Source organism: Agromyces sp. NPDC055520, assembly GCF_053619715.1.
In genome coordinates, this window is the sequence record NZ_JBSHJY010000022.1 from 40652 (window position 1) to 53685 (window position 13034).

9 protein-coding genes are annotated in these 13034 nt (G+C 69.1%); 6 read left to right on the plus strand and 3 right to left on the minus strand.

Going from position 1 to position 13034, the window contains the following annotated elements:
- Nucleotides 1-79: 79 nt before the first annotated feature.
- Both ACWGST_RS10720 and ygfZ read left to right on the plus strand, forming a co-directional pair.
- On the plus strand, nt 80-688 hold the full coding sequence (locus tag ACWGST_RS10720) for an FABP family protein (protein WP_452046649.1): 609 nt from the start codon (nt 80-82) through the stop codon (nt 686-688).
- The gene (ygfZ, locus tag ACWGST_RS10725) at nt 688-1848 is read left to right on the plus strand and encodes a CAF17-like 4Fe-4S cluster assembly/insertion protein YgfZ (protein WP_452046650.1); all 1161 of its coding nucleotides are present in this window, start codon (nt 688-690) and stop codon (nt 1846-1848) included. The genes ACWGST_RS10720 and ygfZ overlap by 1 nt, the downstream gene beginning before the upstream one ends.
- A 108-nt stretch (nt 1849-1956) precedes the next feature.
- Here the strand turns inward: ygfZ and ACWGST_RS10730 are convergent, their stop codons facing one another.
- On the minus strand, nt 1957-7989 hold the full coding sequence (locus tag ACWGST_RS10730; protein WP_452046651.1) for a ThuA domain-containing protein: 6033 nt from the start codon (nt 7987-7989) through the stop codon (nt 1957-1959).
- A 274-nt stretch (nt 7990-8263) separates the two neighbouring features.
- Here ACWGST_RS10730 and ACWGST_RS10735 point away from each other — a divergent pair, with 274 nt between their 5' ends.
- Nucleotides 8264-9010 carry a phosphoglyceromutase gene (locus ACWGST_RS10735; protein WP_452046652.1) on the plus strand — a complete coding sequence of 249 codons (747 nt, stop codon included), beginning with the start codon at nt 8264-8266 and terminating at the stop codon, nt 9008-9010.
- An 88-nt stretch (nt 9011-9098) separates the two neighbouring features.
- On the opposite strand, the gene phoU is transcribed toward ACWGST_RS10735, so the two are convergent.
- Complete coding sequence (gene phoU, locus ACWGST_RS10740) at nt 9099-9758, minus strand: phosphate signaling complex protein PhoU (RefSeq protein WP_452046653.1); 660 nt, start codon at nt 9756-9758, stop codon at nt 9099-9101.
- 204 nt (nt 9759-9962) lie between these two features.
- Between phoU and ACWGST_RS10745 the strand changes: the two genes are divergently transcribed.
- Together ACWGST_RS10745 and ACWGST_RS10750 are read left to right on the plus strand one after the other, a co-directional pair.
- Nucleotides 9963-11159, plus strand: a complete 1197-nt coding sequence (locus tag ACWGST_RS10745) for a sensor histidine kinase (RefSeq protein WP_452046654.1) — start codon at nt 9963-9965, stop codon at nt 11157-11159.
- Nucleotides 11156-11836, plus strand: coding sequence for a response regulator (locus ACWGST_RS10750; protein ID WP_452046655.1), 681 nt, complete (start codon nt 11156-11158; stop codon nt 11834-11836). The genes ACWGST_RS10745 and ACWGST_RS10750 overlap by 4 nt, the downstream gene beginning before the upstream one ends.
- Before the next feature lie 62 nt (nt 11837-11898).
- Here the strand turns inward: ACWGST_RS10750 and ACWGST_RS10755 are convergent, their stop codons facing one another.
- Nucleotides 11899-12381 (minus strand): hypothetical protein, encoded by a 483-nt coding sequence (locus ACWGST_RS10755; RefSeq protein ID WP_452046656.1) that lies wholly within the window; start codon nt 12379-12381, stop codon nt 11899-11901.
- A gap of 157 nt (nt 12382-12538) precedes the next feature.
- Between ACWGST_RS10755 and ACWGST_RS10760 the strand changes: the two genes are divergently transcribed.
- A complete protein-coding gene (locus tag ACWGST_RS10760) occupies nt 12539-13021 on the plus strand; it encodes a CarD family transcriptional regulator (RefSeq protein ID WP_452046657.1) in 483 nt (160 codons plus the stop codon).
- The last annotated feature ends 13 nt before the right edge of the window (nt 13022-13034 follow it).

A 13034-nucleotide genomic window follows, 5' to 3' on the forward strand; every position in this document is an offset into this window, starting at 1 on the left:
TCGCGATCGCGTGGATCAGCGGTGTCGTCGTCTACAAGCTCTTCAAGGGCCAGCGCTAAAGCGCCGGTGACGTGTGGCGATGATCGAGCTGCCCGTCGACCTTCCGGCCGAGCTCGTGCCGCTCTCGTGGCTGCTCGGCGTCTGGGAGGGCTCGGGCGTCATCGACTACAAGATCGGCGACGACTCGATCACCCACGAGTTCGGCCAGCGCGTCAGCTTCAGCCACGACGGCCTGCCGCACCTGAACTACACCTCGTACACCTGGCTGTTCCCCGCCGAAGAGGGTGGTGAACCGACGCCGCTCGTCACCGAGACCGGCCACTGGCGGCTCGCCCGCCCGCTCGGCGACGGCGACCAGGGCCCCGGCATGCTGCCGGCCGTCGGCGAGCCGCGCTTCGCCGACGCCGAATCGGTCGAGTCGCTGCGCAATGCGGAGGGCGGCTTCGACATCGAGGTCTCGCTCGTGCATCCCGGCGGTGTCAGCGAGCTCTACCTCGGGCAGGTCTCGGGGCCGAGGGTCGACCTCGCGACCGATGCCGTCATGCGCGGCAGCGGCGCGAAGGAGTACGCGGCGGCCACCCGCCTCTACGGCCTCGTCGACGGCCACCTGCTCTGGGCGTGGGACATCGCCGCCCTCGGACAAGACCTGCGCACCCACGCGTCGGCCCGACTCGCGAAGGTCGACTGATGACCGCTTCTCCGTTCCTCTCACTCCCCGGTGCCGTTGCGGCAGAGGGCGTCGACGAGGGTGTCGCCGGCCACTACGGCAACCCCATCGTCGAGCAGCGCCACCTCGAACGCGGCACCGCGATCGTCGACCTCTCGAACCGCGGCATCGTGACCGTGACCGGGCCCGACCGATTGTCGTGGCTGCACTCCATGGCCAGCCAGGCCGTCGCGCGACTGCAACCGGGCGAGGGCGCGGAGGCGCTGCTGTTGGATGCCTCGGGGCGGGTCGAGCACGCCGTGCACCTGATCGACGACGGCGAGACCACCTGGCTCGTCGTCGAGGGCCACGAGGCGCCCGCGCTCGCCGCGTTCCTCGACCGCATGCGGTTCATGCTGCGGGTCGAGGTCGCCGATGCGAGCGGCGAGGTCGCCGTGCTCGGCGCGATGGCGACGGCGGCGCTCGATGCCGCGGCGCCCGCGTTCGCCCCGACGGGCGTGCCGCTCGACTGGGCCGACCCGTGGGCCCACCCGCGCCCCGGATCGCACCAGTACGCCCACGACGCCGGCCACCCGGCATCCGACTGGCACTGGATCGAGCGCATCGTGCCCCGCGCCGCGCTCGCCGACGCCGCGGCCGCCGTGCGCGCCGGCCGGGTCGACGCGGCCGGTTCGCTCGCCGCCGAGGCGCTACGGGTCGCCGCCTGGCGCCCGCGCCTCGCGACCGAGGTCGACGATCGCACGATTCCGCACGAGCTCGACTGGCTGCGCAGCGCCGTCGACCTCGGCAAGGGCTGCTACAAGGGCCAGGAGACGGTCGCGAAGGTGCTGAACCTCGGCCGCCCGCCGCGGCGGCTCGTGCTGCTGCACCTCGATGGCAGCGACACCGTGCTGCCCGCGCCGGGCGACGAGGTCGTCGGCGAGAGGGTGCGCCCCGCTGCGGCAGCCGGCGAAGAGCCCGAGCGCAAGGTCGTGGGCCGCATCACGACGGCGGCCATGCACCACGAGCTCGGGCCGGTCGCGCTCGCGGTCGTCAAGCGCGCCGTGCCCGCAGATCTTCCGCTCATCGTGTTGAGCCACGGCATCGAGGTCGCCGCTGCGCAGGTCGAGATCGTGCCGGCCGACGCGGGCGCGGCCGTCGAGGTGCCGAGACTGCCGCGCCTCGGCGTGCACAAGGGCTGACACCGGCTCGGATGTCTCGTGGCCCGGGCTGCCCGCCCGATGACACGCCCGTGACACGCCGATGGCCCGGCATCGTGAGATGCCGGGCCACCGGGTACCGGTCGACTGCTACTTGCAGTTGGACTTGGCGAATGCCGCCTCCTGACTGACCTCGTGGGCGGTGGTGCCGTCCCAGTGGGAGGCCGTGACCGTCGCCGTGCCCTTCTTCATCTTCTTCACACCCGTGTCGAAGAGGTGGTGCACCGCGGCACCGGGCGCGACCTTCTCGATCGTGTGGGTGCCCCACTCGGTCGTGAGGGTGATGTCGGCCCAGACGGTGCCCGTGTTGACCGCGTAGACCGCGACCTGGGCGGTGCCGCTCAGGCACTGCGAGGCGGCCGTGGTCATGATCGTCACTTCGATCGGACCGGGCTCTCCCACCGTGACCGTCGCGGCCTGGTCGGCCTCGACCGAGCCGGCGACGTCGGTCGAGCGGTACTCGACCGTGTGGTCGCCCGCACCGGTCACGACGAGCGGTTCGGTGTACGCCGCCCACTCGCCGCCGTCGAGGCGGTACTCGGTCGCCGCGACTCCCGAGGTGTCGTCGACCGCGTCGAGCGTGACGCGCATGCCGCCCTCGACGTCTTCGACCGTCGCGGTGGTGGTCGGCGCCACCGTGTCGACCTTCGCGGTCGCGGAGACCTCGGCCTCCACGTTGCCTGCGACGTCGGTCGAGCGGAACGCGATCGCGATCTCGCCCTCACCGGTCACCGCGACCGCACCGTCGTACGCGATCCACTCGCCGCCGTCGATCGAGTACTCGGTCGACGCGACTCCGGAGCCGTCGGCGTCGCTCGCGGTGAGCGTGAAGGTCGGTGCCGTGCGGAACCAGCCTTCGTCGCCGTCGGGCGCCGTGGGAGCCCACTCGAGGCTCGTCGTCGGCGCCGTGGTGTCGACCTGGGGCGTCTCGAGGTGGAAGTAGTCGAACTCCACCACCACGGGCTGCTCCTGCTGCGGACCGATCGCCATCAGGCCGAGGCCGCGCAGCGGCTGGTCGAAGGTGATCGCGGTGTCGCCGAGCGGCGTCCAGTTGACGCCGCCGTCGCTGACCTCGGCGGTGTAGTCGTTTCCGGTCTTCGTGACCCGGACGTACCAGTACCCGCTCTCGGTCGTGTCGGCGATGTTGACGTTGCGGCTGCCGTAGCCCGCACCGTTCTTCTCGGCCGCCATTTCGGCGCGCAGGTCGAGCGCGGTGCCCGGCCCGTTGTAGGCGACGATGTCGGCCTTGACGTAGTTGTCGTCGTCGGCCCACATCATGAGGCCCGCCAGCTGGTAGCGGTGCAGCAACGGCGCCTTGAACTTCGTCTCGGCCACCCAGTCGCCCTCGGGCGCTTCGGTGAGGATGAAGTTGCGCGGCGACAGCGGGTTGTTGCCGTTGATGTCGCCAGGCTGCGTCGTGACCTTCAGGTGACCGTCGGCGACGGCCGCGTGGTTGGAGTCGTACCGCACACTCTGCGACCAGCGGCAGCCGTCGAGCGCGGCGCCGTCGAACTCGTCGCTGGGTGCGACGGCCTCTCCGGCAGCGGGCTCGGGGCTGAAGTGGAACCAGTCGACCTTCGCCGTGACCGGCGTCGTACCGAGGTCGCCACCGGCCATGATGCCGATCTTCGCGTTCGGCTTGAGCTGCAGCTGGCCGCCGAGGGTGCTCCAGACCTCACCGTCGGCCGAGTAGGCCCCCGTCAGCACGGTGCCGTCGCTCACGAGCTTCAGCTGGATCGTCGTCGGGAACCCGGAGGGCAGCACCGGAGCGGACGGCGTCGTACGCGCGCCGGCCGTCTCACTCTGGAACTCGACCATGCGAGTGCCGTTCTGGTGACGCACGAAGGCGAGCTTGTTGTACTCGTCGTCGTTCTGGTGCACCACGAGCCCGGCCCACTGCCAGTGCGAGTTGTGCTCCAGCGTGATCTTCGTCGTCGCCTCCCACGCACCGGCGGGCAGCGGCTTGCCTGCGAAGCTCACGGGGCCGATCGAGGCCTCGTTGATGTCGCCGTTGGTGACGGGGACGTTCAGCACCCCGTCGCCCTGGGTGATCGGCTTCGCCGCGTCTTCGCGAATCGACCAGAACGGCGAGAGCGCCGGTGCGTCGAACTCGTCGGAGAGCGGAGCCGCCGTGCACATCAGCGGTTCGAGCGGCAGCGTGGGCTCCGGAGCCTGCGGATCGGTGTCGATCGCGAAGTCCGCGAAGTCGACCGTACCCGCGCCCGAGGCGTGCGAGACCATGAACATGCCCACGTCCTGGGTGGCGGCGGCGCCGGCCAGGTTGACCGTGCCTCCGACCTGGGTCCACGTGGTGCCGTTCTTCGACTGGTACGCCGTGTAGTCGTCGCCGCTGCGCTTGAGCTTGACCCACACGGGGTAGCTCGTGCTGCCGCCCGACACCGAGGTGTTCAGCTGGCCGTTGCCGTCGGGATCGGCGAGGAACTCGATGCCGCCGCTCGGCCGGATGCCGACCATCGCGTACCCGGGCGAGGTGCCCGGCTGCGTCATGTCGTTGCGCACGATGATGCCGGCCTTGGCCGAACCGTTCGTGTTCTGCTGCGCTTCGACCTTGACCACGGCTTCCCAGTTGTCGTCGCCGCCCGCGGGTGCGAACAGCGTCGAGTACTCGTCGGTGCCCTGCCAGGTGTCGTCGCCCGCGCCCGTGATGCGGAACCGGCCGTCGCCGATGCGCTCGAAGGTGCCGTCGGCGTTCGTGAAGGGCACGAGAGCGCCGAAGAGCTCGCCGACCTGGGCCTGCACGACGCGAGACGTGGTGGACTTGCCTGCCGTGTTGGTCGCGACGGCGGTGAGCTTGTAGAGCCCCTCGTCCGGTGCGGCCCAGGCGGCGGCGTACGGTGCGGTGTCGTCGACGCCGATGGAGGTTCCATCGACGAAGAACTCGACCTGCTTCACGTCGCCTGCGGCATCGGCCGTGACGGTGACGTCCTGTCCGGGCTCCAGCTCGACGTCCTGCTCGGGTGCGGTGATCGCAACCGTCGGCGACGCCACCGGGGACATGCCCTGGCCGATCGCCTCGAGGAAGTTGAGCTTGATCTCGCCGCCGCGGAAGACGACGTAGAGGTCCATCGTCTCAGCGGGGAACGCGCTCACGTCGACGCGCACGTCGGTGAACCGCATCGATCCGGTCGCCGGCACCTCGGTCGTCGCGAGGAGCTCGCCGTCGGCGGCTCCCTTGCGGAGCTCGATGCTGGTTCCGGCCGAGACCGCGGAGACGCGGATCGCGAGCTCGTCGATCCGGTGGAAGTTCACCGGGTCGAAGTGCGCCCATGCGCCGTCGCCGCCGACGATCACCTTGTCGCTCGCGATGCCCTCGACGTCGCGGCTCGGCGTCGTCGTCATGGCGTTCGCGCTGTCGAAGAACTCCGCCTGCTTCCGCTTCGGGAAGACGAGCGAGGTCTCGGAGCCCGTGAGCGGGTTGGCACCGGCTTCGCCGCCGCCGTCCGTGTAGCGGGCGTCGACCGCGAAGAAGATGTCCTCGTCGGCAGCGTGCCCGCCGAGGGTCGTCTCCGTGGTGCCCGTGAATCCGCTCAGCGGAGTCAGCGGGTGCGCGTGGTCGTCGTGTCCGAGCGCGGGCTGGATGATGACGTCGTCGCCGTTCACCGTGCCGTCTTCGGGGTCGGTGACCGAGACGTCCCACGAGAGGTCGTCTCCGAAGTCGAAGAACGCACCGTTCGGCGGAAGCGTGAACGAGACGGCCGGGCGGGTGTTGCCCACCGTGATCGGCACGGTCGTCGTCGCGGTCTTGCCGTCGGGGTCGGTGACGGTCAGTCGAGCGTCGAACACGCCGTCGGTCTCGTACGTGTGGGTCGTCGTCGCGGTCGTGGCATCCACGGTTCCGTCGTCTTCGAAGTCCCACGCGAACGTGAGTGCCGCGTTCTCGGGGTCGGTCGATGCGGTGCCGTCGAACGTCACGGTGAGCGGCGCGGGGCCGGAATCCACATCGCTCGTGGCCTTGGCGATCGGCGAACGCGAGCCCGAGATGTAGTCGATGCGGTGCAGTCCCGAGTTGGGGTTGTCGCGACCGAAGCCGCCGCCCCAGTCGAGCACGTAGAGCGACCCGTCGGGGCCGAACCGCGAGTCGATCGGAGCGAGGAACTGTTCTTGCGGCAGGAACGCGTTGACCTTCTCGACGGCGTGGTCGCCGCCGGTCGCGCCGTCCTTCAGCTGGATCGAGTACATCTTGTTGCGCGCCCACTCGTAGAAGAAGGGCTTGCCGTCGTAGGAGGCCGGGAACTTCGTGTCGGACTCGAGTTCGGGGTCGTAGTTGTAGACCGGTCCGCCCATGGGGGCGAGACCGCCGCCCTGGGGGATGATCCCGGGCACCGACGAGCGCTTGTAGCCGTACGACATGTCAGCGGCACGCACCGGCGGCAGCTCGGTCAGACCGGTGTTGCGGGGCGAGTCGTTGATCGGCGCGTCGCAGTCGAAGTAGTCGCCGACCGTCACCGGGTTCGTCGTGTAGTCGACGTTCCGGAACGGTTCGTTGTCGCCCATGCAGAGCGGCCAGCCGTAGTTGCCGGGACTCGTGATGTAGTTCCATTCGGCGATGCCGGCCGGGCCACGGGTGGCCGGCGCGTCGGAGCCGTTGTCGGGCGAGTAGTCGGCGAGGCTGATGGCGCCGTTCGACTGGTCGACCGAGAAACGGAACGGGTTGCGGAACCCCATGGCGTAGATCTCGGGCAGGGTCTTGTCCGCCGTGTCCAGCGCCTCGTCGAAGAGGTTGCCCTCGGGGATGGTGTAACCGGGGCTGTCGGCATTCGGCGTGACGCGGAGGAGCTTGCCGCGCAGGTCGTTCGTGTTCGCCGAGGTCTCGCGAGCATCGTGGAACGTGCCCGGACGTGTCGACAGCGGCGCGTAGCCGCCCGACGGCTCGGAGTGCGGGTTCACGTCGTCGCCGATGCTGATGAACAGGTTGCCCTGTGCATCGAAGTCGAGACCGCCACCGGTGTGGCCGGGCTCATCGGGCAGGCGACGCGCCGGGAACTCGATGATGAGCTCTTCGGACGCGGGGTCGATCGTGCCGTTGACCATCGTGAATCGCGAGACGCGGCTGAAGAAGCTCGACGGATCGGAGTTGTCGGCCGCGTTGGGCGAACGGTAGAGGTAGAGTCGCCCGTTCTCGGTGAAGTCGTTGTCGAGGGCGATGCCGAGCAGGCCGTCTTCACCACCCGAGTAGACGTCGAGCTTCAGAGCGGTCGTGACCGCGTTCGTGTTGGGGTCCCAGACGCGGACCTCTCCGCGCACGAGCTCGGTGTAGAACACGCGGCCGTCTTCGGCGACGTCCATCGCGAAGGGAGCCGAGGTGTTCTGGTCGAGCGAGACCTTCTCGAAGTTGTCCCAGACGGTGCCGCCGCAGTCGCCCTCTTCGAGGCCGGCCGCGTACTTCACCCCGCCGACGATGTGCTGCATGAACTTCGGCTCCGAGTAGTGCGAGCCGTAGTGGCCCATGGCCGTGGTCCACGTGCGACCGCCGTCATACGGCTTGCACCACGAGATGGGGTGGTCGTAGCCCATCTTGTTGCCGCCGGCGTCGTAGGTCGACTCGTCCATCGACGCGAGCACGTGTGCGGTGCCGCGCACGTTGTTCGAGAAGTTGTACCATTCGTCGCCGCGCTCCCAACGCGTCGACTCGAAGTGCTCCGTCGAGGGGTGCGTGTCGTCTTCGATGCGCACGGTTCCGGCCTGGCCCGGGTCGCTGCCGGTCGCGGCGTGTCCGGGCATGAGCGAGCCGACGAGGTTGTCCCACCACGTGTAGTTGCCGCGCATGTCGGTGGCGTTGTGGATCGCCACGATGCCGCCGCCCGCCTGCTGGTAGCGCTCGAGCGCCGCCTTCTGATCGGCGTTCCACGGGTCGCCCGACGCCTGGAACATGATGATCGCGTCGAAGCCCGCGAGATCGGTGTCGTTGAAGATCGTCGAGTCCTCGGTGTGCGTCACCTCCATGCCCTCGGCCTCGAGGGCCGCGGTGATGAGCGGTGTGCCCTTGTCGATCGCGTCGGTGTGACGGTACTGCGTCGTCTTCGTGAAGATGAGGATGTGCGACCCGCCGTCATGAGCCTGCGCCGGGGTCGCCACCCCCATCATGACTCCGACGGTGAGCAACGCCGTGAGTATCACAGCGACCAGCCGCCCGGCGGCCGGTTGTAAACGGGTGAGCATGAGACCTCCATCGATTCCGAATGGCCGGCCCGCGCTCGAACGGTCGAGCGACAGTGCGCGTCCGATCCCGAACCTAGGGGTGACTTATGGCGTTGGTCAAGCGAAAGTTGTCATAATGCCGACAGATTTTGTCGGTACGTCGATCATGATTCCGTCGAGAAGCCCGCACAACAGTCGGCGATCGGCCGACGGATGCCTCGCCGCTAGGCTTGATCGCATGCCACACACCCTCGTGCTGCTTCGCCACGGCAACAGCGAATGGAACCAGAAGAACCTGTTCACCGGTTGGGTCGACGTGCGGCTCAGCGAACTCGGCACGGCCGAGGCGGCACGCGCGGGCGAACTGCTCGTCGAGTCGGGTCTGCTGCCCGACGTGCTGCACACCTCGGTGCTCACGCGCGCGATCCAGACGGCGAACATCGCCCTCGACGTCGCCGATCGCGCGTGGATCGACGTGCGCCGCTCCTGGCGTCTCAACGAGCGCCACTACGGTGCCCTGCAGGGCCTCGACAAGGCCGAGACGCTCGAGAAGTACGGCCCCGAGCAGTTCCAGCTCTGGCGCCGCTCGTTCGACGTGCCGCCGCCCGTGCTGGCCGACGACGCCGAGTACTCGCAGGTCGGCGACCCGCGCTATGCGAACCTGGCCGACGACGAACTGCCGCGCACCGAGTGCCTGAAAGACGTCATCGCGCGCATGCTGCCGTACTGGCACGAGGGCATCGTGCCCGATCTCGCGGCCGGCAAGACGGTGCTCGTGACCGCGCACGGCAATTCGCTGCGCGCACTCGTCAAGCACCTCGACGGCATCGGCGACGACGAGATCGCCGAACTCAACATCCCGACCGGCATCCCGCTCGTCTACCGCCTCGGCGACGACTTCATGCCGCTCGGCCCGGGCGAGTACCTCGACCCCGAGGCGGCAGCCGCCGGCGCGGCCGCGGTGGCGGCGCAGGGCAAGAAATAGCGCAGGCCCCCCACGAGCGACGAAGGCCCGGCGGATGTCGCATCCGCCGGGCCTTCCCGCACGCTCCGGCCAGAGGCCGGCGCACGTGTCAGAGCGCCGACTTCTCCGGGTCCCAGTCACCCGTCGCGAGGTACTGCACCTTCTTGGCGATCGACACCGCGTGGTCGGCGAATCGCTCGTGGTATCGGCTCGCGAGGGTTGCGTCGACCGTGTCGACGGCCTCGCCCTTCCACGTCTCGCCGAGCACCTTGTCGAAGACCCGCAGGTGCAGGGCGTCGATCTTGTCGTCCTCGTTCCGGATCTCCTCGGCGAGGTGCACGTCTTCGGTGCGCAGCAGTTCGACGAGCCGCCGCGCGATCTCGACATCGAGCCGGCCCATCTCGGCGAAGGTCGGCCGCAGCGACTTCGGCACGACCTTGTCCGGGAAGCGGTAGCGGGCGAGCTGGGCGATGTGGGTCGACATGTCGCCCATGCGCTCGAGCGAGGCGCTGATGCGCAGCGCGCTCACGACGATGCGGAGGTCGCGCGCGACCGGCTGCTGCCTGGCGAGGATCGTGATCGCGAGTTCGTCGAGCGCGACCGTCTGCTGGTCGATGTGGTCGTCGTCGGCGATCACCTCTTCGGCGAGGCTCACGTTGGACTCGTTGAACGCCCGCGTCGCCTTGTCGATCGAGTCGGCCACGAGTGCGGCGAGCTCGACGAGCCGCTCCTGCACCTCGCGCAGTTCCTGCTGGAACACCTCACGCATGTCTTCGGATCCTTGTCTGCTCTGTCGAGCTCTGTACTGCCGCGGCCCGTGCCGGGCGCGGAAGTGCCCGGGCGATCCGGCCCTCGGGGCATCCTCCCCGCGCAAGATGAACAACAGGTGCCGGGATTCTGAACACTCCCTAACGTACCGCCGCACAGCGGGACAACGGCCGATCGAGCCCGAGCGGCTGGTTAGTCTGGTGCCATGGACTCCACCTGGTCGGTGCTCACCGCGCTGGCCTTCGGCATCTTCCTCGGCGCCGCATTCATGATCGTGCTGCACATGGCCGAGCGCCGCGGCTCGAGCGCGGCGAAGGTCGTCGCACCGACGATCCCCGACGGGGTCGATCAGGTGCTCGAGGTGCTGGAGTCCGCGGGCATCGTGCTCGACCCCTCGAACAACGTGCTCCGGGCCTCGCCCGGCGCGCTCGCGATGGGTCTCGTGCGGCAGCAGACCCTCGTGCATCCCGAGCTGCTCGAGCTCGCGGCATCCGTTCGCCGTGGCGGCGAGCCCCTCGTCGACGAGGTGACCATCGCGCGCGGGCCGTTCGGCGACTCGACCCTGCGCCTGCACGTGCGCGTCGCCCGGCTCGGCACCCGCTTCGTACTGCTGCTGGCCGAGGACCGCACCGAGGCGCATCGCCTCGACGAGGTGCGCCGCGACTTCGTCGCCAACATCAGTCACGAGCTGAAGACGCCGATCGCCTCGGTCAGCCTGCTCGCCGAAGCGCTCGACCAGGCCGCCGACGAACCCGAGCAGGTGCGCCGTTTCGCGGGCCGGCTCTCGGTCGAGGCCGCCCGGCTCGCGCACATCACGAGCGAGGTGATCGAGCTCTCGCGGCTGCAGGCCCGCGATGCACTGCGGCCCGACCGGCTCGTGCGCGTCGACCAGGTCGTCGCCGCGGCCGTCGACCAGAACCGGGTCGTCGCCGGCGGCAAGCAGGTCGAGGTCGCCGTGCGTGCCGGCGCGAAGGCCCAGGTGTACGGCGACCGGGCGCTTCTCGTCGTCGCGGTGCACAACCTCATCGCCAACGCGATCGCGTACTCGAACCCGGGCGGCCGGGTCGGCGTCGGCGTCAAGGTCGACGGCGATGTCGTCGAGATCGCGGTCACCGACCAGGGCATCGGCATCGAGGCCGACGAGCTCGAGCGCGTCTTCGAGCGGTTCTACCGGGTCGACCAGGCGCGATCGCGCAACACCGGCGGCACGGGGCTCGGCCTCAGCATCGTCAAGCACACCGTGCAGAACCACGGCGGCGACGTGCGCGTGTGGTCGCAGCCCGGCCGCGGGTCGACCTTCATGATCCGCCTGCCGCTCGCCGAGCCCGCCGCGGAACCCGCCGAGCCCACGGCATCATCGGCCGCGACATCCGCGGCCACCGAACGAGGAGACCGCCCGTGACCCGCATCCTGCTCGTCGAAGACGAGATCGCACTGAGCGACCCCCTGAGCTTCCTGCTCGAGCGCGAGGGGTACGAGGTGGAGGTCGCCGACGACGGCCCGTCGGCCGTCGAGGCGTTCGACCGGGCGGGCGCCGACCTCGTGCTGCTCGACCTCATGCTGCCCGGGCTCCCGGGCACCGAGGTGTGCCGCGAGATCCGCAGCCGTTCGACCGTGCCGATCATCATGCTCACGGCGAAGGACTCGGAGATCGACATCGTCGTGGGCCTCGAGCTCGGCGCCGACGACTACGTCACGAAGCCGTACTCGACGCGCGAGCTGCTCGCGCGCATCCGGGCGGTGCTGCGCCGGCGCATCGAGATCGAGGACTTCGACGAGGCCGTCATCGAGGGCGGCCGCGTGCGCATGGACGTCGACCGGCACACGGTCGAGGTCGACGGCGTGCCCGTGCCGATGCCGCTCAAGGAGTTCGAGCTGCTCGAACTGCTCATGCGCAACCCCGGCCGCGTGCTCACTCGAGGCCAGCTGATCGACCGCGTCTGGGGCTCCGACTACTTCGGCGACACGAAGACGCTCGACGTGCACATCAAGCGCATCCGCGGCAAGATCGAGGTCGCGCCGTCGGAGCCGGTGCAACTCGTCACCGTGCGCGGACTCGGGTATCGCTTCGAGGCCTGAGGCGGCACGCGAAACGGGTGGGATGCCGAAGCCTCCCACCCGTTCAGGTCTGTTCGCCGAGGCTACGGAACGAGGTGCTCGTACTCGGGAAGCCGGCCGTCGAGCACCGGGATGAGCTTCTCGACGCCCTCGGCCCCCGAGTACTGGAAGTACATCGTCAGGAATGCGCCGGGAAGTGTGTCGATGTCTTCGAGCACGATGGGCTCGACGAGGTCGGTGCCCTCGACCTCGTCGACGCCGAACACGACCTGGGAGCCGGCTTCGACGTCGATGGTCTGGGTGTCGCCGCCGCCGGCGCCGAACTGCACGTCGAGCGAGCGGTCTTCGGTGCCGCGGTTGACGATCGTCATGACGAGCGTGCCGTCGACGCCGTCGTCCGACACGACGAGCACGTTTCGGAGGTCGAGGTCGCCGACGTCGAGCGAGACGCCGTCGCTGGCGTCGTAGTGCTCGGTCGTCGCCTGGTAGGTGACCATCGAGCAGCCGCTCGCGCCGAGCGCGATGCCGAGGGCAAGAGCAGCGGATGCCGCGAGACGCGCCTTCACAGAACCTCCAAGTGCGTGGTGCGCGCGAGCAGGGGCCCGGGCGCGAAGCGATCGGAACCGAGCATATCGTACGGGGGCCGTGCGGCTCGAGAGGGGGCGGAACCTTAGCATGATCCCGAATGTGATATCCTGATAGTTGCCGAAAGGACATCTATTCATGCTTTTTGAGGTTGGCGAAACCGTCGTTTACCCCCACCACGGTGCCGCGACGATCATCGAAGTCAAAGACCGCGTCATCAAGGGCGAGACCAAGAAATACCTCAAGCTGAACGTCACGCAGGGAGACCTCGTCATCGAGGTGCCCGCTGAGAACGTCGACCTGGTCGGCGTCCGCGACGTCATCGGCAAAGAGGGCCTCGACAAGGTCTTCGAGGTGCTCCGGGCCCCCTTCACCGAGGAGCCGACCAACTGGTCGCGCCGCTACAAGGCGAACCTCGAGAAGCTCGCATCGGGCGATGTGATCAAGGTCTCCGAGGTCGTGCGCGACCTGTGGCGCCGCGATCAGGATCGCGGTCTCTCCGCGGGTGAGAAGCGCATGCTCGCCAAGGCGCGCCAGATTCTCATCTCCGAACTCGCGCTCGCAGAGAAGACCGACGAAGAGGCGGCCTCGACCGTGCTCGACGAGGTCCTCGCCTCCTGACGCAGGCGTATCA

Coding starts and splice junctions, on each gene's coding strand:
- ACWGST_RS10720 (WP_452046649.1), top strand. CDS start 80: ATGATCGAGCTGCCCGTCGACCTTCCGGCCGAGCTCGTGCCGCTCTCG.
- ACWGST_RS10735 (WP_452046652.1), top strand. CDS start 8,264: ATGCCACACACCCTCGTGCTGCTTCGCCACGGCAACAGCGAATGGAAC.
- ACWGST_RS10745 (WP_452046654.1), top strand. CDS start 9,963: ATGGACTCCACCTGGTCGGTGCTCACCGCGCTGGCCTTCGGCATCTTC.
- phoU (WP_452046653.1), bottom strand. CDS start 9,758: ATGCGTGAGGTGTTCCAGCAGGAACTGCGCGAGGTGCAGGAGCGGCTC.
- ygfZ (WP_452046650.1), top strand. CDS start 688: ATGACCGCTTCTCCGTTCCTCTCACTCCCCGGTGCCGTTGCGGCAGAG.
- ACWGST_RS10760 (WP_452046657.1), top strand. CDS start 12,539: ATGCTTTTTGAGGTTGGCGAAACCGTCGTTTACCCCCACCACGGTGCC.